We start from the raw sequence: 20,545 nt of genomic DNA, 5'->3' as shown, positions 1-20,545 counted from the left end.
GCGCCGGAACTGACGCCCATGCAATTGCGTAAGGCAGGAAAATGCCCAAGGAAGTTCAGGGGCCGCGATTGTACGCAAGCCGCGATTGCCGCGCAAGCACCGCCAGCACTCGCCTTGACAGGCCCCGGCCCGGTCCCTAGCATGCCGCGCAACCCAATTGGAGCACCTCTGGCCGATGCAACCCCAGGCTTTCTACCGCGTGGTGGCGGACGATTTCACCGCAGTCGACGACATCATCCGTCGGCAGCTGACCTCCCGCGTTCCTCTGGTGGAAAAGATCGGTGACTACATCGTCTCTGCCGGCGGCAAGCGCCTGCGCCCACTCCTGGTGCTGTTGGGCGGCAACGCCCTTGGGTTCGGCGGCGATCAACTGCGCCTGCTGGCGGCGACCATCGAGTTCCTGCACACCTCTACCCTGCTCCACGATGACGTGGTGGATGCCTCCGGCCTGCGCCGCGGTCGCTCCACCGCCAACGCCCTGTGGGGCAACGCACCCAGCGTACTGGTGGGTGACTTCCTCTATGCCCGCTCATTCGAAATGATGGTGGAACTCGGCTCCATGCCGGTGATGCGCATCATCTCCCAGGCCACCCGGGTCATCGCCGAAGGTGAAGTGCTGCAGCTGTCCAAGATCCGCGACGCCAGCACCACCGAAGAAACCTATATGGAAGTCATCCGCGGCAAGACCGCGATGCTCTTCGAAGCCTCCACCCACAGCGCTGCTGTGCTGGCCGGCGCCAGCGCCGAGCAGGCAGAAGCCCTGCGCCAGTTCGGTGACGCGCTGGGTATCGCTTTCCAACTGGTGGACGATCTGCTCGATTACCGTGGCGATGCCGCTACCCTCGGCAAGAACGTCGGCGACGATCTGGCCGAAGGCAAGCCCACCCTGCCTCTGATCGCCACCATGCGCGACGGCACCCCGGAACAAGCCAGCGTGGTGCGCAAGGCCATTCAGCAAGGCGGCAGCCAGGACCTGGAAGGCATCCGTGCCGCCGTAGAAGCTGCTGGCGCCCTGGACTACACCGCTCGCCTGGCGCGCGACTATGCCGCCCGTGCCATCGCCTGCCTGGACACGTTGCCGTCCAATGCCTACCGCGATGCCTTGGTCGAGCTCAGTGAGTTCGCCGTCGCGCGAACTCACTGAGTAGCGAACAGCCGAAAGCCCGTCCAAGCGACGGGCTTTTTTCTGCCTCGACGAAAGGTCTCGATTAGCGCTTGCTATTTTGCTAATAGGAATTATTCTCATCTCAACGCTTTTCAAGGAGATGAGCCATGACCTACTTGATCGATGCCTGGCTGGATCGCCCCCACCCCTACCTGCGGATACTGCATCGGGAAACCGGTGAAGTCTGCGCCGTATTGGAAGAGGAGGCCCTCGACGAATTACGCGACCAGGGCGACCTCGACCTCGCCGGCCTGAACTCCAGCGAGCCCTTGGTGCTCAAGGAGCTGGTGCGCAACCTTTTCCTGTTCTGCTACGCCAGGGCATTACGCCCCCACGGCGAAGTGCACTGAGCGGAGAACGGGAATCTGGATGACGCCAAGAAGCGTCATCCGCAGGACAGGCGCCCGGGCGCCAGTCCTGCAGCGAGGGCAAAGGCGCCCTCGCCGGTTCCTGGCCGGGCCAGGGAAGGCTCGACCAGGAGTCAGCCTGGATCAGAGGATTTCCAGGAGTTCCACGTCGAACACCAGCACGCTGTGCGGCGGAATGCTGCCGACAGCCTGGCCACCATAGGCCAGCTCGCTCGGGACGTGCAGGCGCCATTTGCTGCCGGCGTTCATCAGTTGCAGCGCCTCGACCCAGCCAGCGATCACGCCGCCCACCGGGAATTCGGCCGGCTGGCCGCGATCGTAGGAGCTGTCGAACACGGTGCCATTGATCAGGGTGCCGTGGTAGTGGGTGCGCACGGTGTCTTCTGCCGACGGCTTGGCGCCCTCGCCCGCCACCAGCACTTCGTACTGCAAGCCGGACGGCAGGACGGTCACGCCTTCACGCTTGGCGTTTTCAACCAGGTATTCGCGACCGGCACCCGCAGCAGCTTCGGCCTTGGCCTCGGCTTCGGCCTGCATGCGCTCGCGGATCACACGGAAGCTGGCCGACAGGGCAGCACCATCAACGCGGCTTTCCAGGCCCTGGAAAGCGTCGCTGAGACCAGCGAGCACTGCGTCCAGGCTCACGCCGGGCGGGGGATTGTCACGGATCTGATCGCCGAGCTGACGACCAATGCCGTAGCTGACGCGGGTTTCGTCGGTGGAAAGATCAAGTTGGGACATGGCGGAACTCCGCTCAGGGAAAAAAAGGCCGGCCAGACTAGCACAGCTTCCTTTCCCCGGCGCGGGTCCGGTCCGCTACTCCACGCTCAGTGGGAACTGCGGGTTGAAATGGGAACGCGCACGGTGTCCTGGCTGTCCGCCGCCATCCCACACATCTCGTCATGCACCACGTTGTGCACCAGGTGGAAAGGAAGATCCGGAAACTCATGAAGCACTTCTCGGGCATGCTCCACCGACCGCAGCTGAGTGGCATGGCCGCGGCCATCGTCCAGGTGATGGGAACGGCCATCGATCCTGGCTTCAAGCAGGTAGATGCCGCCTTCCAGGGAGATAAGGTTGATTTCTTCAACGTGCCCGGCACGGGCATGGCTGGTGAGGTCGTGCAATTTCATGGCTTCGCCCTCGCGCGCTGTACACCTCAAATCTAATGCACAGCGCCAAATACCGACGGCAGAAACGCAACCGCCCGTCCGCTTTTCAGCGGCCGGGCGGCATGGACGGCAAAGAAGTGCGAATCAGTGGTCGTGCTTGGTCATCTTGTCCAGGTAGCCCATGGCGAAAGCAGAGATAACGAAGGTCATGTGCAGGACCACGTACCACATGATCTTGTCGTTATCGATGTTCTGCGCGTCCATGAAGATACGCAGCAGGTGGATGGAGGAAATCGCCACGATGGACGCGGCCACCTTCATTTTCAGCGAGCCGGAATCCATCTTGCCGAGCCAGCTCAGCTTCTCCTTGCCATCATCGATATCCAGCTGCGAGACGAAGTTCTCATAGCCGGAGATCATCACCATCACCAGCAGACCGCCCACCAGGGACATGTCGATCAGCGAGAGCAGCACCAGGATCAGGTCCGCCTCGGTCTTCTCGAACACATGGGGCAGGATGTGCCACACCTCTTGGAAGAATTTCAGGGTCAGCGCCAGCAACGCCAGGGACAGACCGAAGTAGATTGGGGCCAGCAGCCAGCGTGCGGCGTACATCGAATTTTCTAGTAGGCGTTCCATGGCTTCTCGTAGTCAGCAAATAAACCGGCCGCGAGTATAACGGTGTGCTTCCTACAGAAAAATAATGGCAACGCTAAAGGCATATCCCCAAACACTGTGGATAAGTCTGTGCATGAGCACTGGAGTGTCCAATAGACGCCCCATCCCCCGCTGGCCCGCGACAGTTGCTCATAAGCTGTCCAACCAGGAAACCGTCAGGTTTCGGGGCGGAACTGATAGTCACCGAGGTTACGGCAACCTGTGCCGTTGATTCGGCGAAGCTCCCCTTGCAGGTGCAGGCGCCAGATTGGCGGGTCATGGGCTTCGGTGTAGCCCTGCTCGGCCAGGCAATCCGCTATCGCGGACAATACCGACTCTGCCACGAGAGGCCCGTGGAATGGGCCCTGGGCTTTGATCGCCGAGGGCTGCTCCCCCGACATTCCTGCCGCACAGAGCAGCGTCCAGAGTCCATTCTCTCCCGCCAACGGACGGATCACGCACTCGATCCGAGTCACCAGTCCCAGGCACTGGCGGGTAAGGCAGAGGTTGCGCGTCATAGCGGCTTTCCTCGCAGAGGCCTGTTTTCAGCCTACACCCGAGTTGGGACCTGCGAAAGCACGATGCTTATCCACGGGAGTTGTGGATAACCCTGTGAACAGCGTGAGGGAAAAGTGGCGGGACGCAGACTACGCAAGCATTCGCCCCTACCGATCAATGACCGACCAGCCACACCGGGAACCCGACCCGGTGCAGCAGGTCGGCGCAGGGTCAGGCCGGGCCCTGGGTCTTGTCCGGACCCGGCGCCTTGCCGGGCCCCTGTTTCGGCCCCTTGCGTGCCGGCTTGGGCGGTGAGGCGGCCTTGGCAACGGTCTCCACCATTTCCTGGGCCGGCGCGGCCTTCTCTTCTTCTTCCAGGCCCATCTCGGCGATTTCCCGCAGGCGCGCCACCACGCGGGCGTTGACACTGCCTTCCGGGAACTGGCCCTTGTCGTCCGGCACACCGGCCGGTTCGCCTACCAGCAGGCTGAGGGCCTCGTCGGCCTGGCGAACCGCATAGACGTGGAAGCGGCCTTTGCGCACCGCGTCCAGTACGCGCTCGTCGAGCATCAGGGTGGTGACGTTGGCGTGGGGGATGATCACGCCCTGCTCGCCCGTCAGGCCACGAGCCTCGCAGAGACGGAAGAAACCCTCGATCTTCTCGTTGACCCCACCCACCGCCTGCACTTCACCGAACTGGTTGATCGAGCCGGTGATGGCGAAGCACTGCTTGAGCGGCGTGCGCGACAACGCGGAGATCAGCGTGCAGGCTTCACCCAGGGAAGCGCTGTCGCCGTCCACGTAGCCGTAGGACTGCTCCAGGGCGATGCTCGCGGAAATCTCCAGCGGGAACTCCTGGGCATAACGACTGCCGAGGTAGCCCGTGAGGATCATCACGCCCTTGGAGTGGATCGGCTGGCCGAGGTTGACCTCACGTTCGATGTCGACGATTCCCGAACTGCCCGGGTAGACGGTGGCGGAAATCCGCGCCGGTACACCGAAGGCCGAATCGCCCACTTCCAGCACCGTCAGGCCATTGCACTTGCCTACGGCCGCACCGGCGGTATCGATCAGGATGACGCCTGCCAGCATGTCATCGAGAATGCGCGCGGAAACCCGGCCGGTGCGGGTGGCCTTGGCCTTGAGCGCCCGATCGATATGGTCGGCACCGGTCACCGGTGCGCCGGCCAGTTGGCGGATGAAGTCAGCCTCGCTGACCAGTTGGAACAGGTCGCCGATACGCGCCGACAAACGTCCCTGGTGCTCGGCCAGACGGGCGCTGTAGGTTGCCAGACGGGCGACGGCAGCGGCGCTGAGCGGCGCCATGCCCTCTTCCGAGGTGCGGGTTTTCAGCAACTGGGCGAACTGTTCCAGGCTGTCGTCGGACAGGGCGATCTCTTCGTCGAAGTCCACCAGCACACGGAACATCTCCTGGAAGTCCGGGTCCAGGTCCTGCAGCGTGTAGTAGAGCTGGCGCGAGCCGATGATAACCACCTTCACCTGAAGCGGAATCACCTGCGGCGTGAGGGTCACGGTGGCCAGGCGGCCCAGTTCCGCGAGAGGGGACTCCATCTTCAGCTGACGCGAATGCAGCGCTCGCTTCAACGCATCCCAGACGAAGGGTTCGCCCAGCAGTTTCTCAGCCTCCAGCACCAGGAAGCCGCCATTGGCGCGGTGTATCGCTCCCGGACGCAGTTGGCGGTAGCTGGTGTAGAGGGCGCCCTGGTCGGTGCCGTACTCGATACGGCCGAACAGGTTGTCGTAAGTGGGATGGGACTCGAACACCACGGGAGCACCGCCGTTGGCATGGTGCCCCACCACCAGGCTGGGACAGTACTGCTCTTCCAGCAGCTCTCTGCGCTGGGCATCCGGCTTTTCGTCCAGCAGTTGGTCCACCACCGTCTTCAGCAGGTTGACCTGCATGGCCTGCAGGTAAGCCACCACACCGGCGTTCTCCGCATACTTTTCCGACAGGGGAGAAAGCAGCGGCTGCAGAGCCTGGGTAATGGTTTCCTCGTTCAGCTGGCGCAACTGGTTGCTGGACTCGCGCTTCCACTGCGGCAGACTGGACAGCTCCTCGTTCAGGCGCTCTTCCAGAATGGCGATGTCGTCGTGAAAACGCTCGCGCTCGGCCTCTTCCAACTGGGCGAAGTCCGCCTCGTCCAGGGCCTTGCCGTCCTTCATCGGGGTGAATGCGATGTTCGCGCTATCGCGATAGAGGGCGACGTCCTTCTCCAGGGCCAGGCGCTCGATCACGTCCAGGGCGCGGTCATAGCGCTGATTGAAGGCGCGGTCGATGGCGCTCTTCTTCTGCTGGAAAGTGGGCGTCTCGAACACCGCCGGGAAGGTGGACAGGAGGTTATCCACAAGCTGTTCGATGTCGCAGATGAAGTCCTGCGCCTCGCCTGCTGGCAACTGCAAGGCACGGGGTTCGCGCGGCTCGTCGAAGTGGTTGACGTAAACCCAGTCCGCCGGCGTGTCCAGGCGTTTGCCCTCGGCCTTGAGGTAACGCTGGACGAAGGAAAAGCGGCCGGTGCCCGGCTCGCCCATCACATAGACGTTGTACCCGGGGCGAGGCATGGCCACACCGAACTGCAGGGCCTCTACCGCACGTTCCTGGCCGAGCACGCCCCGGAAGGGCTCCAGGTCGTCAGTGGTCTTGAAGCTGAACTGGTCCGGCTCGAAGGGACGGGTCAGCGCATCGGGCGTCAGTCGCAGGCTGGCAGCGAAGGAGTCAGGCATCGAGTGTCCTTAATGGCTCGGCAAGAAAGCAATGGCCGCATTCTGGCGCCGCCCTGACATCACTGGCAAGGCATTGCGCCAGAGCTGATCAATGGGCCAGGTCAGCGCAGCCCAGGCAGTACTCGGCCGCCGGCAGCACAGCCAGGCGCGCCGGCTCTATGAGCTCGCCGCAACGCTGGCAATAACCGTAGCTGCCGTCGGCCAGGCGTAGCTTGGCCATACCCACGCGGCGCAGGGCCGCCTGAGTCTCGGCAAGGATGGCCTCGAGCACTTCGTCGTTCTCCCGCTGAATCGCCTGCTCGGCGAAATCCGGCGAGTGGCTGCGGGCCAGGTCCTCGCGAATGGCGTTGGCGCGAGCGGTGTACTCCGCAATCAGGGCATCGAGTGTGGCCATAGGGTCAGTAGCGGTCATATTGGAATCTCCCCAGTTCACCCCCTAAGTGTGGACGCTGTAACGCAGCCTGCATCCCACTCCGGCAAACTTGCGCAAATGCCGGCCATCGCCTTGCTTGACACCCGCCCCGGCCTTACCCAAAGCTCCGGCCGAAGAACCTCTCACCAAGAAGAGCTGCGCCCTTGAAACGGATTTTCCCGTACCTCGCCTTGTGCACCTGGATCACCGCCCACGCTGCTCCCGAAGTCCCCGCCGAACGCCTCCAGGCATTGGCGGACGATCCTTACTGGATCGCCCTGGGTCATTACGAGACCGGCAAACTGGGCGGCTGGCGCAGCTATGTGGATGACGCTGATTTCTTCCTCGCCGAGGGTGGGCCGAACAATCCGGCCGACGAACTGCGCGCCACCCTGGACGCGCTCTATGCCCCGGCTGATCTTGGCGACAAGCACCCGCAATGCACCTACCCGGCGCGCACCCGCTGGCTGCGCGAGCAACTCCAGCTCACCGACCTGCCGCAGCCGGCCTGCAGCGAGTTCAAGGCCTGGTACGCCGACGTCAACCCACACAGCACGGTCCTGGTGTTTCCCGCGGCCTACCTGAACAGCCCCTCGTCCATGTTCGGCCACACCCTGCTGCGCATCGACCAGCCGGACATCCACGAAAACAACACCGTAATGCTCAGCTATGCGCTGAACTTCGGTGCCTTCATCGAGGGGGCCGACAACAGCATCCTCTACGCCTGGAAAGGCCTGATGGGTGGCTACCCCGGACTGTTCGCCCTGGTGCCCTACCGCGACAAGCTCAAGGAATACAGCCGCCTGGAGAACCGTGACCTCTGGGAATACCGCCTGAACCTCACTGCCGAGGAAACAGGGCGCATGGTTGAGCATGTCTGGGAGCTGAAGCAGATCCGTTTCGATTACTACTTCTTCGATGAGAACTGCTCCTATCGTCTGCTGGAACTGCTGGAAATCGCCCGCCCCGGCATCGAACTCACCGACCATTTCCCGATCACCGCCATCCCGACCGACACCGTACGCGCGGTGAAGCAGGCCGGCCTGGTGGAGTCCATCGACTACCGACCCTCGCGGGAGAAGGAACTGCTGGCCCGCGCCGCCCCCCTGGATGACGCCGAACAGCAGTGGGTGCTGCGTCTGACCGACGACGAGAAACTGCTGGACGACCCGGCTTTCCTCGCCCTCCCCGCGCCGCGGCGCGCGCTGATCCAGGACGCGGCGTTCCGTCTGGTGCGCTACCACTCCACCGGTGAGGAGCGCACCCGCGAGAACGCCATGCGCAGCTACAAGTTGCTGCAAGGCATCAACCGCAACCCACCACCGGAACTGGACATCGAACGCCCCAGCCTGCCCGAGGAAGGTCACGAGTCGCGAACCTGGCAGCTAGGGGCCGGCACACGTGAAGACCGCGCCTTCGCCGAGTATGGCCTGCGCATGGCCTACCACGACCTCAACGACAACCTCTCCGGCTTCCCGCTGGGCGCGCAGATCGAAATCCTCCAGCTCAAGCTGCGCCAGTACGAGGACAACCACTGGCAGCTGCAACGCCTGGACCTGGCGACCATCCGCTCGCTGACGCCGCGCGGCGAGCTACTCAAACCCTGGTCCTGGCAGGTGGCCGGGGGGCTGGAACGCGTGCTCGGAGAAGACGGCGACGAGCGCCTGGTCAGCCACCTCAACGGCGGTGTCGGCGGCTCCTGGCAGCTTGCCGAAGATGCATTGGGTTTCGCCCTGGCCACCGCACGCATCGAGCACAACGAAGACTTCGCACCCTTCATCGCCACTGCCGCAGGCTTCAATACCGGCCTGCTCTGGCACAACCCACTGGGCAGCCTCAGCCTGGAAGCCTCCGCCGACTACTTCCACAATGGCGAAGTCCGCCGCCGCCTGTCCCTCAATCAGCAATGGGACATTTCCCGCAACCTCGGGCTGCGCCTGACAGCCCAGCGGGAGTTCAGCCAGCTCGCCGCGCCGGTCAACGAGGTGATGCTGGAGCTGAAGTGGTACCACTACTGATTGGCGCTGGATGATGGGTTTCGCTTCGCTCTACGCCATCCTGCGTGGTAGGTCTGGCCTGATCTGCAGGATGGGTTGAGGTACGAAACCCCGAGTTCCGTCGGTAAGATGCGCGCCTGCCCCATCACAACGGGCCCAGAATGGTTATCTACCCCCTCGTCAGGCGACGCAGATGAACACCAACGGCCCCCAATTGCTGGAAGTATCCAACGGCAAGCCGATCAAGCTCTGGACCCAAGGCGTTCCAGTGGAAGAGGAAGCCCGCCAGCAACTGATCAATACCGCGAAGATGCCCTTCATCTTCAAGCACCTCGCGGTGATGCCCGACGTGCACCTGGGCAAGGGGTCGACCATCGGCAGCGTGATCCCCACCGTAGGCGCCATCATTCCTGCCGCCGTCGGCGTGGACATCGGCTGCGGGATGATTGCCGCCCTTACCTCCCTGCGCGCCGCCGACCTGCCGGACAACCTCCGCGGTCTGCGCAGCGCCATCGAGCGTGCCGTCCCCCACGGCAAGACCTTCGGCAAACGCGACCAGGGCGCCTGGGATGACGTACCGGATGCCACCGACCAGGCCTGGCGCTCGCTCTCCAGGCGTTTCAAGGCGATCACCGCCAAGTACCCGCGACTGGAAAAGACCAACAACCGCCATCACCTCGGCACCCTGGGGACCGGCAACCACTTCATCGAGGTCTGCCTGGACGAGGCCGACCGGGTCTGGTTCATGTTGCACAGCGGCTCGCGCGGGGTGGGCAATGCCATTGGCAGCCTGTTCATCGAGCTGGCGCAGGCCGATATGCGCCAGCACCTGGCCAACTTGCCGGATCGCGACCTCGCGTACTTCGAAGAAGGCAGCAAGCACTTCGACGACTACGTGGAAGCGGTGGGCTGGGCCCAGGACTTCGCCCGGCAGAACCGCGCCTTGATGATGCAGGCGGTGATTGCTGCCGCGCGCAAGGCCATCGGCAAACCCTTCGAGGCCAGCCTGGAAGCGGTGAACTGCCACCACAACTACGTGCAGAGGGAACAGCACTTCGGCCGCGAAGTGCTGGTGACGCGCAAGGGCGCGGTGTCGGCGCAGAAAGGCGAGCTGGGCATCATCCCCGGCTCCATGGGCGCCAAGAGCTTCATCGTCCGCGGACTGGGTAACGAGGACGCCTTCTGCTCCTGCAGCCACGGTGCCGGTCGCACGATGAGCCGAGGGCGGGCGAAGAAGCTGTTCACCGTGGAAGACCAGGTCCGCGCCACCGCCCACGTGGAGTGCCGCAAGGACAAGGATGTGATCGACGAGATCCCCATGGCCTACAAGGATATCGATGCCGTGATGGCGGCTCAGCGCGACCTGGTGGAAGTGGTGCATACCCTGCGCCAGGTGGTCTGCGTCAAGGGCTGACGTGGCGCGGGCGCAAGGCCTCTCGCGATTGCACGTGCAGGGTGTGGCAGAGCGCAGCGAAGCCCAACAAGGGACTTCGCTGCACCCGGCAGAGCGCGGTAGTTACACCACGCCCTGCGCCAGCATTGCGTCGGCCACTTTCACGAAGCCGGCAATGTTGGCGCCCTTGACGTAGTTCACCCGCCCGTTTTCCTCACCGTAGCTCACGCAGGCGTGGTGGATGTTCTGCATGATGCCGTGCAGGCGCTGGTCCACTTCGCCAGCGGTCCAGTGCAGACGCATGGCGTTCTGGCTCATTTCCAGGCCGCTGGTGGCCACGCCGCCGGCGTTGGACGCCTTGCCAGGTGCAAAGAGGATCCCCGCCTCAGTGAAGATATCCACAGCCTGCAGGGTGGACGGCATGTTGGCGCCCTCGGCAACGCAGACGCAGCCATTGGCCAACAGCGCCCGGGCGTCTTCGGCATCCAGCTCGTTCTGGGTCGCGCAGGGCAGCGCGATGTCGCAGGGCAGTGCCCAGGGACGCTGGCCCGGCAGGAAGCGCAGGCCTGTGCCGCTCAGCTCGCTGAGTCGACCACGGCGAACGTTCTTCAGCTCCATCAGCGCCGACCACTGCTCCTGGGTCAGGCCGGCCTCGGCAAACAGGGTACCTTCCGAGTCGGACAGGGAAATCACCTTGCCGCCTAGCTCCATCACCTTCTGCGCTGCGTACTGGGCCACATTGCCGGAGCCGGAAATGGCCACACGCTGACCGTCGACGTCGCGACCGATACCCTTGAGCATTTCCTGAGCGAAGTAGACACAGCCGTAACCGGTGGCCTCCGGGCGAATCAGGCTACCGCCGTAGGCCAGCCCCTTGCCGGTGAACACCGAAGTGAATTCGTTGGAGAGGCGCTTGTATTGGCCGAACAGGAAACCGATCTCACGGGCGCCAACGCCGATATCACCGGCCGGCACGTCGAGATCGGCACCGATGTGGCGGTACAGCTCACTCATGAAGGACTGGCAGAAGCGCATGACTTCGGCGTCGCTCTTGCCCTTGGGGTCAAAGTCCGAGCCGCCCTTGCCACCGCCCATGGGCAGCGAAGTCAGGGAATTCTTGAACACCTGTTCGAAGGCGAGAAACTTCAGGACGCCGAGGTTCACCGACGGATGGAAGCGCAGGCCGCCCTTGTAGGGGCCGATGGCACTGCTCATCTGCACGCGGAATCCGCGGTTGACCCGGACCCGCCCCTGATCGTCGACCCAAGGCACCCGGAACAGGACGGCACGCTCCGGCTCGACGATCCGTTCGATGATGCCGGCCTCCAGGTACTGCGGGTTGGCCTCAAGGAATGGCCACAGGCTGCGCAGCACCTCTTCCACAGCCTGATGGAACTCAGGCTGGTCGGGGTCGCGTTGCTTCAGGCGCAGCAGGAAGGCGTCGACAGATTGCGTCATGACTCTCACCAATTTTTCTTTTATGAACAATTTATGGCGCGAGACTCTATCAATCTGACCAGCACCTCGATAGGGCAAAATGACGCATATTTGAATCTTTTTGGTGCAATACCTATAAATCCGCATCCTGAAAAGCGGAATCTCCCTAGAAATCCTGCTATTCGAGGGTGCCGGCGTCCGGTTACTCCAACGAAAGTTCGCACCAGCGATGTGCGCTCAGCGCACCATGCCGACTCTCAAGACAGCGGGGAGAATCAGCGCCCCGCAGATTGCCGCAACACCTGACGGGGATTGATACCCAGTCCGCTGCGCTTGCCACGCATCACCACCGCGCCGCGATCCGGCAGGGAGTACCAGGTATCCTCAGGCACGCAGACGCCGACGCCAACGGCCGCATCGTCCAGCACCAGCTCAACGCGGAACTGGCAGCCCAGGCCGCCATCGTCCTTGTCCAGCACCCGCGCGGCGAATTCGGCGTCCTGCCCCAACCACTGGGTGTAGAGCGCGGCTGCTGGAACCTGCAAGGCGCCCCAGACCACCAGCACCAGTAGCGACCCCAGCATCAGGTGCAATGACCAGCGGGCGGCATCGGTTTCCAGGCCGAACAGGGTGCTGAAACGCTCACGCCGCGCGAGCCAGGCATAGAGCCCGCCCCCCAGCACCAGGGAACAGGGCACGGCGCCCAGCTTCCAGGCCGGAGAGGGATAGAAGGAGAAGTACAAGCCGCAGACGCCAAACAGCGCCAGGGTCGAGAGCCAGAACAGATAGTGGTTGAATCCTTTCATCGAACCTCCAGAAACGAAAACGGAGCCTTGCGGCTCCGTTGTCGCGTTGGCGCTTACTGCGCCAGCTTCTTGTAACGCACACGGTGCGGCTGGGATGCCGCGTCGCCCAGGCGCTTCTTGCGGTCCGCTTCGAACTCGGTGTAGTTGCCTTCGAAGAAGCTCACCTTGCCGTCGTCCTCGTAGGAGAGGATGTGGGTGGCGATACGGTCCAGGAACCAGCGATCGTGGGAAATCACGATGGCGGCGCCGGGGAAGTCCAGCAGCGCTTCTTCCAGCGCACGCAGGGTTTCCACGTCGAGGTCGTTGGACGGTTCGTCGAGCAGCAGCACGTTGCCGCCCTGCTTTAGGGTCAGGGCCAGGTGCAGGCGGCCACGCTCACCACCGGAGAGGTCCTTGACGAACTTCTGCTGGTCGGCGCCCTTGAAGTTGAAGCGGCCGACGTAGCTGCGCGATGGGACTTCGTAGCTGCCGATCTTGATCTGCTCGAAACCGTCGGAAACCTGCTCCCACACGGTTTTGGTGCCTTCCAGGCTGTCGCGGCTCTGGTCGACGCTGGCGATCTGCACGGTTTCACCGATCTCGATGGTGCCGGAATCCGGCTGCTCCTTGCCGGTCAGCATGCGGAACAGGGTGGACTTGCCAGCACCGTTGCCGCCGATCACGCCAACGATGGCGCCTTTCGGAATGCTCAGGGACAGGTTTTCGATCAGTACGCGATCGCCATAGCCCTTGGTGACGTTGTGCAGTTCGATGACTTTGTCGCCCAGGCGCGGACCAGCCGGGATGTAGATCTCGTTGGTTTCGCTGCGCTTCTGGAATTCCTGCGATTGCATTTCCTCGAAGCGTTGCAGACGGGCCTTGGACTTGGACTGACGAGCCTTGGCGCCCTGGCGCACCCACTCCAGTTCGGCCTTCATGGCCTTGGCGTGGGAGGCTTCCTGCTTGGCCTCCTGGGCCAGGCGGTTGGCCTTGGATTCCAGCCAGCCGGAGTAGTTGCCCTCGAAGGGGATGCCGTGGCCACGGTCCAGTTCGAGGATCCAGCCAGCGACGTTGTCGAGGAAGTAACGGTCGTGGGTAATGGCTACCACGGTGCCGGGGAAGTCGTGGAGGAAGTGCTCCAGCCAGGCCACGGAGTCGGCGTCCAGGTGGTTGGTCGGTTCGTCCAGCAGCAGCATGTCGGGGGCCGACAGCAACAGACGGCACAGGGCCACTCGGCGCTTCTCACCGCCGGAGAGGTGTTCGATCTTCGCGTCCCAGGCGGGCAGGCGCAGGGCGTCGGCGGCGACTTCCAGCTGGCGCTCCAGGTTGTGGCCGTCGGAAGCCTGGAGAATGGCTTCCAGCTTGGCCTGCTCGGCGGCCAGGGCGTCGAAGTCGGCGTCCGGCTCGGCGTAGGCAGCGTAGACCTCGTCCAGGCGGGCCTGGGCCTGCTTGATCTCGCCCACCGCCTCTTCGACGATGTCACGCACGCTCTTGGTCGGGTCCAGCTTGGGTTCCTGGGGCAGATAGCCGACCTTGATGCCGGGCATCGGGCGGGCTTCACCATCGATCTCGGTATCCACCCCGGCCATGATGCGCAGGAGGGTCGACTTACCTGCGCCGTTCAGGCCGAGCACGCCGATCTTGGCGCCCGGGAAGAAGGACAGGGAAATGTCTTTGAGAATCTCACGCTTCGGGGGCACGACCTTGCCGACCCGGTGCATGGTGTAGACGTATTGAGCCATGGCTGACCTTGGTGCTGTGACAAATAGTGGATAAGGCGGGGAGCGACAATTTGGGAACAGGCGCTCCCGCGCGCGTGCGGCAAAGCTACCGGAATGCACCGGGGAGGGCAAACGACGCTCGTCGTTCGTACTGGCACTTTGCAGGCCTTCAAGGCATGCTAGCCGGTCCGCGGGCCCCAGGCTCCGGGACACCCCGTCACCTGCCAATCGAGCAGTAGCAGGAACGCCATCCGTGCCAGCCAACCCACGCCCGCCAGCCCAGCACGAGCCAGGACTCCCTCTGGCCAGCGTCCCCGCGCGCGGTTCGGTCAAGGGCCTGCTGGTAGGCCTTGTGCTCCTGATGCTGGCCCTGCTGCTCTGGCAGTTGCACCAGGAATACCGACAGTTGCAGGACGGTGCGCGGGACCGCAATTACACCCTGACCCGCGAGCTGGCCAGTCACCTTGAACTGGTCATGCAGATGAAGGCGGACGCCGTTCTCGCCCTGCTTCGCCAGCAGCCCCCCAATCCCCGGAATAAAGACCAGGAGCTGGTCGAACTGGACCTGCTGCGCCCCATCCTGCCGTCGATCAACAGCCTGGTGTGGCTCAACCCCAACGGCGGCGTGCTGGCCGATACCCAGGCCGGCAACGACGACGCCCTGTTCCTGGCCAGCCTGGTCCAGCGAGGCGAAGGCGAGATCTACCACTACGCTTTCAGTCCCCAGGGCCGTGGCGAGGTCTACCTGATCCTGCGCCAATCTCCCCTGCCCGAGCCCAGCGGCTACTGGGCGCTGCGTCTCGACGCCGATGCCATCCGTACCTGGCTGCTCAAGCATCAGGACCGCGATTATCGATGGCTGCTGGAGGATCGCGTCCTCCAGCGGGTCCTGGCGCAGAGCGGCAAACCGCGACGCGACACCTCCATCGTGATGCCGGTAACCGCAGAGCAGGAAGTGCAGACCATCCTCGTCTCGCCACTCGACCACAGTGACTGGCAGCTCCGCGCCTTGCACGACGAACGCCAGGTACGCGCCAGCCTGCTGCCAGAGCTGCTCAGCAAGCTGCTGCTGTTCCTCATCAGCGCCAGCCTGGCGCTGATCGCTCTCTACTACCTGCAACGTGAACAACGCGGCCTGCGCGAACTCAACGACGCCTCGCGTCGCTCCCTTCGCCAGGCCGCCAGCGCCCTCGGCGTGATCGAGGAGCGCGTACTGGTGACCCAGGTGGATGGCCGCCTGAGCTACCTCAACCCGCAGGCCGAAGCCCTGTTCGGCATCAGCGCAGACGCCGCCCAGGAGCATCACCTGCTGGCGCTGCTGCCGGGCCTGGACCCGCTACTGCTCAACGCCCCCGGCCTGGACCAGGATCTGGGTTCGGACCTGGTGCAGTTCCAGCGAAGCGGCGAACAGCGCCTGCTGGCCGTCACCCGCAACGACCTCAACGACGGCGCCCAACTGCTCGGCTATGTCTGGGTGTTGCGCGACGTCACCGAAGAGCAACGCGCCCTGCGCGTCCTGCAGGAAACCCGGCGGCGCTACCAGGACATTTTCGAAGGGGGCGGTATCGCCCTCTGCGTGCTCGACCTTGCCGACCTGCGCAAGTACCTCATCCAGAACGGCATGCGTGACCGCACCAGCCTGGCCACGTGGATCAAGGACAATCCGCAGCGCCACGCAGAGCTGCTGCGCCTGCTGCGCATCACCGAAGTCAACCAGGTCGCCATGCACCTGCTGGAAGTCAGCAGCAGCGAGCAGGCCTGGCGACAACTGATCGGCTCCCATCCGCTGCGCGAAGGTGGCATCCGCTTCCAACTGATGGCGGCCCTGCTGGGCGGCAACAAGCACCTGGAGATGGAGAGCCAGATCGTCACTGCCCAGGGCCAGATGCGGCACATCTGGCTGGTGCTGCACCTGCCGAGCATGATCCAGGACCTGGAAGCCGTCACCCTCAGCATCAACGACATCACCAGCCGCAAGCAGGTGGAGCTCTCGCTGATCGAGCGCGAGCGCTTCTGGTCCGATGTGGTGCTGGCGGTGCCCGACACCCTCTACGTCCACGACATCATCAGCAAGCGGGTGATGCTCACCAACAACCGTCTCGCCCAGCAGTTGGGCTATGGCCGTGACGATGTCCGCAAGATGGGCGAACGCTTCTGGGAAGAGCTGCTGCATCCGGACGATACCGAGCAGTACTGGCGCGTGCGCAGCCTGCAACAGGTAGTGGGCGACGGCATGCTGCTGCAGTGCCAGCTGCGCTGGCGCCACAAGGATGGCAGTTGGCACTGGTTCGACGTGCGTGAGCAGGCCCTGGCCCGTGACGAGAAAGGTCGGGTCAGCCGCCTGATCGGCGTGGCCAAGGACATCACCGAACAGATCGAGGCCACCGAATCCATGCGCGAGAGTGGACGCCGCTACCGCATGTTGGCCGAAAGCATCAGCGACGTGATCTTCACCACCGATAGCGAACTGCGGCTCAACTACGTCAGCCCCTCGGTGATGCCGGTACTCGGCTACAGCGTTGACTGGACCCTGGCCAACGGCTTCAACGGCCTGGCCGCCGACCCGCGACAGATGATGAATCTGTTCGATCAGCTGGAGCAGATTCGCAACGCCCTGGGCAATCCGCAGCGCCTGACCGAGCTGCGCAGCCAGATGCCCGCGCGGCTGTTCCTCTTCGACTGCATGCGCGCCGACGGGCAGAAGATCCCGGTGGAACTGCGCACCATGCTGATGTGGGACGAGTACGGACGCTTCGAGGGCATGCTCGGCGTCGGCCGCGACATCAGCCAGCAGCGCCGCGCCGAGAAAGAGATGCGCATGGCCGCCACGGTATTCGAGCATTCCACCTCGGCCATCCTCGTCACCGACCCGGCCGGCTACATCGTCCAGGTCAACGAAGCCTTCAGCCGAATCACCGGCTACTCCGCCCGCGAGGTGCTGGACCAGTTGCCCGCGACGCTCACCGCCGACCGCCAGCAGGCCGAGCAGCTCAACTACATCATTGGCCAGCTCAACCTGCGCGGCAGCTGGGAAGGCGAGATCTGGCTCAAGCGACGCATGGGCGACAACTACCCAGCCTGGGTCGGCATCACCGCCGTGCATGATGAAGACGGCGACCTGGTCAGCTATGTCTGCTTCTTCAGCGACATCAGCGAGCGCAAGGCCAGCGAACAGCGCATCCATCGCCTCGCCTACTACGACGGTCTGACCCACCTGCCCAACCGCACCCTGTTCCAGGACCGTCTCCACACCGCCCTGCAGTACGCCGAACGGCACCAGGAATGGGTGGTGCTGATGTTCCTCGACCTGGACCGCTTCAAGCCGATCAACGACTCCCTCGGCCATGCCGCAGGCGACCGCATGCTCAAGGACGTGGCCGTGCGCCTGGCGGCGTGCGTCCTCGAAGACGACACCGTGGCGCGCATGGGTGGGGACGAGTTCACCCTGCTGCTGCAACCCCGCGCCACCCGCGAAGGCGCACTGAACCGGGCCATCCACGTCGCCGAGCAGATCCTCGACAGCCTGGCCCGTCCTTTCGTCCTCGAAGGTCGCGAGTTCTTCGTCACGGCCAGTATTGGCATTGCCCTCTCGCCCCAGGATGGCCGCGAGCTGAGCCAACTGATGAAGAACGCCGACACCGCCATGTATCACGCCAAGGAACGCGGCAAGAACAACTTCCAGTTCTACCAGGCGGACATGAACGCCCGTGCCCTGGAGCGCCTGGAACTGGAAAGCGACCTGCGCCACGCGCTGGAACAGGGCGAGTTCCTGCTGTACTACCAACCGCAGTTCTCCGGCGATGGCAAGCGCCTGACCGGCGTAGAGGCCCTGCTGCGCTGGCGCCATCCCACGCGCGGCCTGGTACCGCCAGGGGAGTTTGTCCCGGTATTGGAAGAACTCGGCCTGGTGGTGCAGGTGGGCGAATGGGTACTGAACGAGGCCTGCCGCCAGCTCAAGGCCTGGCACCGGGCCAAGATGCGCCTGCCGAAGATCTCGGTGAACATTTCCGCCCGCCAGTTCGCCGATGGCCAACTGGCCGAACGCATCGCCGACATCATCGAAGACAGTGGCCTGCCGCCGGCCTGCCTGGAGCTGGAACTGACCGAGAGCATCCTGATGCGCGACGTGGGACAGGCCATGGCCATCCTGGAAAACCTCAAACGCCTCGGCCTGTGCATCGCGGTAGACGACTTCGGCACGGGTTACTCCTCGCTCAACTACCTCAAGCAGTTCCCCATCGACGTACTGAAGATCGACCGCAGCTTCGTTGACGGCCTGCCCGACGGCGAGCGCGACGCGCAGATTGCCCGCGCAATCATCGCCATGGCCCACAGCCTGAACCTGGCGGTCATCGCCGAAGGCGTGGAAACCCATGCCCAGCTCAACTTCCTCCGCGAACACGGCTGCGACGAAGTTCAAGGCTACCTGTTCGGCCACCCCGTGCCGGCCGCCCAGTTCGAGCGCCTGTTTGGCACCAGCGCCAACTTCATCCTCAGCTGAATCGCGCGCCACGGACGAGATGAAGGCCACTTGTCTGTCACATGATCGACCTTCATATGCCAGCCAGCGACCGATCGGTTAGAATGCGCGCCTTTCCCCTGCACCGTTCCCTAAGAGGACCGCCATGTTCAGCCGTGATTTGACCCTCGCCCGCTACGATGCCGACCTGTTTGCTGCCATGGAGCAAGAAGCCCAGCGCCAGGAAGAGCACATCGAGCTGATCGCCTCCGAGAACTACACCAGCCCGGCGGTGATGGAAGCCCAGGGCTCGGTGCTGACCAACAAGTACGCCGAAGGCTACCCGGGCAAGCGCTACTACGGTGGTTGCGAGTACGTCGACGTTGTCGAGCAACTGGCCATCGATCGCGCCAAAGAGCTATTCGGCGCCGACTATGCCAACGTCCAGCCCCACGCCGGCTCCCAGGCCAACTCGGCCGTCTACCTGGCCCTGCTGTCGGCCGGTGACACCATCCTCGGCATGAGCCTGGCCCACGGCGGTCACCTGACCCACGGCGCCAGCGTCTCCTCCTCCGGCAAGCTGTACAACGCCGTGCAGTACGGCATCGACGCCAACGGCCTGATCGACTACGACGAAGTCGAGCGCCTGGCCGTCGAGCACAAGCCGAAGATGATCGTCGCCGGCTTCTCCGCCTACTCGCAGATCCTCGACTTCCCGCGCTTCCGCGCCATCGCCGACAAGGTAGGCGCCTACCTGTTCGTCGACATGGCCCACGTGGCCGGCCTGGTTGCCGCTGGCGTGTACCCGAACCCGGTACCGTTCGCTGACGTGGTCACCACCACCACCCACAAGACCCTGCGCGGCCCGCGCGGCGGCCTGATCCTCGCTCGCAAGAACGAAGAGATCGAGAAGAAGCTGAACTCCGCCGTATTCCCGGGCGCCCAGGGTGGCCCGCTGGAGCACGTCATCGCCGCCAAGGCCGTGTGCTTCAAGGAAGCCCTGCAGCCCGAGTTCAAGGCGTACCAGCAGCAAGTGGTGAAGAACGCCCAAGCCATGGCCCAGGTGTTCATCGACCGTGGCTTCGACGTAGTGTCCGGCGGTACCCAGAACCACCTGTTCCTGCTCAGCCTGATCAAGCAGGACATCACCGGTAAAGACGCCGATGCCGCCCTGGGTCGTGCCTTCATCACCGTGAACAAGAACTCCGTACCGAACGACCCGCGCTCGCCCTTCGTGACCTCCGGCCTGCGCATCGGCACCCCGGCCGTGACCACGCGTGGCTTCAAGGAAGTCGAGTGCCGCGAGCTGGCCACCTGGATCTGCGACATCCTGGAAAACATGGGCGACGAGTCCGTGGTCGACCGCGTTCGCGAACAGGTCAAGGCGATCTGCGCCAAGCTGCCGGTTTACGGCAAGTAAGCGACAGACCCGCGACGAAGGAGCCCGGCACATGCCGGGCTTTTTCATGGGCGGTGGATTCGTTGGGCAGGCGAACCTGGATATCGCATGGCCGGCGAAACAGCCGCGCCCAAAAAGAAGCGCCACGACAATGCGTGGCGCTTCGACCAGCAGCCGGTCAGCTCAGCAGCATCGCACCGGCCGCCCCTTGCCGCCGCCGTAGCGGGCTTCCTGCCGTTCGCGGAAGAACTCCTCATAGGTCATCACCGGCTTGTCCGGGTGCTTGCTGCGCGTGTGCTCGACGTAGTTGTCGTAGTCGGGCATACCGACCAGCATGCGCGCGGCCTGGCCCAGGTACTTCCCCATGCGGTTCAGGTCATTGAACATACCCGGGTCCTCC

General features: G+C 63.9%; 16 protein-coding genes. 6 read left to right on the top strand and 10 right to left on the bottom strand.

Going from position 1 to position 20,545, the window contains the following annotated elements:
• The first annotated feature begins 175 nt into the window (after positions 1 to 175).
• The gene (locus FFS60_RS02615) at positions 176 to 1,144 is read left to right on the top strand and encodes a polyprenyl synthetase family protein (RefSeq protein WP_137821050.1); all 969 of its coding nucleotides are present in this window, start codon (positions 176 to 178) and stop codon (positions 1,142 to 1,144) included.
• A 128-nt stretch (positions 1,145 to 1,272) separates the two neighbouring features.
• Positions 1,273 to 1,515 (top strand): hypothetical protein, encoded by a 243-nt coding sequence (locus FFS60_RS02610; RefSeq protein WP_028629633.1) that lies wholly within the window; start codon positions 1,273 to 1,275, stop codon positions 1,513 to 1,515.
• Between the two features lie 141 nt (positions 1,516 to 1,656).
• On the opposite strand, the gene FFS60_RS02605 is transcribed toward FFS60_RS02610, so the two are convergent.
• From FFS60_RS02605 to FFS60_RS02580, 6 genes are all read right to left on the bottom strand, one after another.
• The gene (locus FFS60_RS02605) at positions 1,657 to 2,274 is read right to left on the bottom strand and encodes an FKBP-type peptidyl-prolyl cis-trans isomerase (RefSeq protein ID WP_028629634.1); all 618 of its coding nucleotides are present in this window, start codon (positions 2,272 to 2,274) and stop codon (positions 1,657 to 1,659) included.
• Between the two features lie 86 nt (positions 2,275 to 2,360).
• Positions 2,361 to 2,666, bottom strand: coding sequence for a DUF6482 family protein (locus tag FFS60_RS02600; protein WP_028629635.1), 306 nt, complete (start codon positions 2,664 to 2,666; stop codon positions 2,361 to 2,363).
• A 123-nt stretch (positions 2,667 to 2,789) separates the two neighbouring features.
• Positions 2,790 to 3,284, bottom strand: a complete 495-nt coding sequence (locus FFS60_RS02595) for a TIGR00645 family protein (protein ID WP_137821049.1) — start codon at positions 3,282 to 3,284, stop codon at positions 2,790 to 2,792.
• A 194-nt stretch (positions 3,285 to 3,478) separates the two neighbouring features.
• Positions 3,479 to 3,820 carry a hypothetical protein gene (locus FFS60_RS02590; RefSeq protein WP_137821048.1) on the bottom strand — a complete coding sequence of 114 codons (342 nt, stop codon included), beginning with the start codon at positions 3,818 to 3,820 and terminating at the stop codon, positions 3,479 to 3,481.
• Positions 3,821 to 4,031: 211 nt separating this feature from the next.
• Positions 4,032 to 6,542, bottom strand: coding sequence for a Lon protease family protein (locus FFS60_RS02585; protein WP_137821047.1), 2,511 nt, complete (start codon positions 6,540 to 6,542; stop codon positions 4,032 to 4,034).
• Between the two features lie 88 nt (positions 6,543 to 6,630).
• Entirely contained in the window at positions 6,631 to 6,954 is a 324-nt protein-coding gene (locus tag FFS60_RS02580) for a TraR/DksA family transcriptional regulator (RefSeq protein WP_028629639.1), read from the bottom strand.
• 164 nt (positions 6,955 to 7,118) lie between these two features.
• Between FFS60_RS02580 and FFS60_RS02575 the strand changes: the two genes are divergently transcribed.
• On the top strand, positions 7,119 to 8,972 hold the full coding sequence (locus FFS60_RS02575; protein ID WP_137821046.1) for a DUF4105 domain-containing protein: 1,854 nt from the start codon (positions 7,119 to 7,121) through the stop codon (positions 8,970 to 8,972).
• 172 nt (positions 8,973 to 9,144) lie between these two features.
• On the top strand, positions 9,145 to 10,365 hold the full coding sequence (locus FFS60_RS02570) for an RtcB family protein (protein WP_137821045.1): 1,221 nt from the start codon (positions 9,145 to 9,147) through the stop codon (positions 10,363 to 10,365).
• Between the two features lie 102 nt (positions 10,366 to 10,467).
• On the opposite strand, the gene gdhA is transcribed toward FFS60_RS02570, so the two are convergent.
• The 3 genes from gdhA to ettA all read right to left on the bottom strand — a co-directional run bounded on the left by gdhA (position 10,468) and on the right by ettA (position 14,308).
• Positions 10,468 to 11,802, bottom strand: coding sequence for an NADP-specific glutamate dehydrogenase (gdhA, locus tag FFS60_RS02565; RefSeq protein WP_028629642.1), 1,335 nt, complete (start codon positions 11,800 to 11,802; stop codon positions 10,468 to 10,470).
• Between the two features lie 254 nt (positions 11,803 to 12,056).
• A complete protein-coding gene (locus FFS60_RS02560; RefSeq protein ID WP_028629643.1) occupies positions 12,057 to 12,587 on the bottom strand; it encodes a hypothetical protein in 531 nt (176 codons plus the stop codon).
• Positions 12,588 to 12,640: 53 nt separating this feature from the next.
• The gene (gene ettA / locus FFS60_RS02555) at positions 12,641 to 14,308 is read right to left on the bottom strand and encodes an energy-dependent translational throttle protein EttA (RefSeq protein ID WP_028629644.1); all 1,668 of its coding nucleotides are present in this window, start codon (positions 14,306 to 14,308) and stop codon (positions 12,641 to 12,643) included.
• 340 nt (positions 14,309 to 14,648) lie between these two features.
• On the opposite strand from ettA, the gene FFS60_RS02550 reads away from it, so the two are divergent.
• Positions 14,649 to 18,788, top strand: a complete 4,140-nt coding sequence (locus tag FFS60_RS02550) for an EAL domain-containing protein (RefSeq protein ID WP_036997568.1) — start codon at positions 14,649 to 14,651, stop codon at positions 18,786 to 18,788.
• Positions 18,789 to 18,912: 124 nt separating this feature from the next.
• Entirely contained in the window at positions 18,913 to 20,166 is a 1,254-nt protein-coding gene (gene glyA / locus FFS60_RS02545; RefSeq protein WP_028629646.1) for a serine hydroxymethyltransferase, read from the top strand.
• 162 nt (positions 20,167 to 20,328) lie between these two features.
• Here the strand turns inward: glyA and FFS60_RS02540 are convergent, their stop codons facing one another.
• Positions 20,329 to 20,532, bottom strand: a complete 204-nt coding sequence (locus tag FFS60_RS02540) for a YbdD/YjiX family protein (RefSeq protein ID WP_028629647.1) — start codon at positions 20,530 to 20,532, stop codon at positions 20,329 to 20,331.
• Between the last annotated feature and the right edge of the window lie 13 nt (positions 20,533 to 20,545).

The organism is Pseudomonas sp. D(2018) (assembly GCF_005502555.1).
GTDB lineage: Bacteria > Pseudomonadota > Gammaproteobacteria > Pseudomonadales > Pseudomonadaceae > Metapseudomonas > Metapseudomonas resinovorans.
The sequence above is the reverse complement of the archived record's forward strand: the minus strand, read 5'-3'. Positions and strand labels throughout refer to the sequence as shown.

Bases quoted from the DNA above. Each gene is read 5' to 3' on its own strand.
- FFS60_RS02580 (WP_028629639.1), bottom strand. From the start codon at position 6,954: ATGACCGCTACTGACCCTATGGCCACACTCGATGCCCTGATTGCGGAG.
- gdhA (WP_028629642.1), bottom strand. From the start codon at position 11,802: ATGACGCAATCTGTCGACGCCTTCCTGCTGCGCCTGAAGCAACGCGAC.
- FFS60_RS02540 (WP_028629647.1), bottom strand. From the start codon at position 20,532: ATGTTCAATGACCTGAACCGCATGGGGAAGTACCTGGGCCAGGCCGCG.
- FFS60_RS02585 (WP_137821047.1), bottom strand. From the start codon at position 6,542: ATGCCTGACTCCTTCGCTGCCAGCCTGCGACTGACGCCCGATGCGCTG.
- FFS60_RS02605 (WP_028629634.1), bottom strand. From the start codon at position 2,274: ATGTCCCAACTTGATCTTTCCACCGACGAAACCCGCGTCAGCTACGGC.
- FFS60_RS02560 (WP_028629643.1), bottom strand. From the start codon at position 12,587: ATGAAAGGATTCAACCACTATCTGTTCTGGCTCTCGACCCTGGCGCTG.
- FFS60_RS02550 (WP_036997568.1), top strand. From the start codon at position 14,649: ATGCTGGCCCTGCTGCTCTGGCAGTTGCACCAGGAATACCGACAGTTG.
- FFS60_RS02595 (WP_137821049.1), bottom strand. From the start codon at position 3,284: ATGGAACGCCTACTAGAAAATTCGATGTACGCCGCACGCTGGCTGCTG.
- FFS60_RS02610 (WP_028629633.1), top strand. From the start codon at position 1,273: ATGACCTACTTGATCGATGCCTGGCTGGATCGCCCCCACCCCTACCTG.
- glyA (WP_028629646.1), top strand. From the start codon at position 18,913: ATGTTCAGCCGTGATTTGACCCTCGCCCGCTACGATGCCGACCTGTTT.
- FFS60_RS02615 (WP_137821050.1), top strand. From the start codon at position 176: ATGCAACCCCAGGCTTTCTACCGCGTGGTGGCGGACGATTTCACCGCA.
- FFS60_RS02570 (WP_137821045.1), top strand. From the start codon at position 9,145: ATGAACACCAACGGCCCCCAATTGCTGGAAGTATCCAACGGCAAGCCG.
- FFS60_RS02590 (WP_137821048.1), bottom strand. From the start codon at position 3,820: ATGACGCGCAACCTCTGCCTTACCCGCCAGTGCCTGGGACTGGTGACT.
- ettA (WP_028629644.1), bottom strand. From the start codon at position 14,308: ATGGCTCAATACGTCTACACCATGCACCGGGTCGGCAAGGTCGTGCCC.
- FFS60_RS02600 (WP_028629635.1), bottom strand. From the start codon at position 2,666: ATGAAATTGCACGACCTCACCAGCCATGCCCGTGCCGGGCACGTTGAA.